This is a genomic window from Bartonella sp. CE47NXGY, from assembly GCF_042195415.1.
Lineage (GTDB): Bacteria > Pseudomonadota > Alphaproteobacteria > Rhizobiales > Rhizobiaceae > Bartonella.
The window spans coordinates 1-626 of the sequence record NZ_JBHIOI010000256.1; the positions used below are offsets into that span (position 1 = coordinate 1).

Below are 626 nucleotides of genomic sequence, written 5' to 3' on the forward strand. Positions count from 1 at the left end.
AAGAGAGACAAATCCAAGTGGGACAAACTTTATGAAGATACCAGAAAAACATGTTGTTGTAGAGCTAGAGGATATGAGCCTCGATCTCCTTTGCTTTCACCATGTCATGGCTGTGTTAGGGGACCGTTCTCAAGTTGGGGGACTAAACGGCTATTTAGAAGCCACACTGGAAGCCAATCCAGAGATTGCCAAATATGGTGTGTTTTTACCACGGGGCTTAAAGGTCATGCTGCCTGAGTTTGTGTTGTCTAATCCCCAAAGCATGGTGAAGCGGTTATGGGATTAATGCGCACGCATCCTTTTATTGAGGTGAGGGTGGGGGATAAGCTTGTTCATGAGGTTTTTTATCAGCGTCTTTTAACCGCAACCATTACGGACCATACCGGTAATGAAGCCGATACATTTGAAGCAGAGTTTGACGATAGTGGCAATGATTTAGAGGTTCCCTCAAGCAACAGCACTCTGCAAGTGATTTTTGGCTATGAGAACAGCATCAGTGCCTTTATGGGGCGTTTTGTTGTCGAATCGGTTGTGAGTTGTGGAGGCAGCGATGGAGAGATCTTGCGCCTTTGTGGCAAAAGTGCCTCGATGCGTAAAGAGCTCAAAGAACAGGTGAGTGAGCATTT

The 626-nt window shown here is 45.8% G+C and carries 1 protein-coding gene and 1 pseudogene; both read left to right on the plus strand.

What is annotated here, in order from left to right; genetic code table 11:
• Positions 1-31: 31 nt before the first annotated feature.
• Positions 32-286 carry a tail protein X gene (locus ACFIL3_RS10960; protein WP_375611304.1) on the plus strand — a complete coding sequence of 85 codons (255 nt, stop codon included), beginning with the start codon at positions 32-34 and terminating at the stop codon, positions 284-286.
• A pseudogene (locus ACFIL3_RS10965) lies at positions 286-626 on the plus strand (late control protein); the annotation flags it as partial. The gene ACFIL3_RS10960 and the pseudogene ACFIL3_RS10965, both read left to right, overlap by 1 nt.

Coding starts and splice junctions, on each gene's coding strand:
- ACFIL3_RS10960 (WP_375611304.1), top strand. CDS start 32: ATGAAGATACCAGAAAAACATGTTGTTGTAGAGCTAGAGGATATGAGC.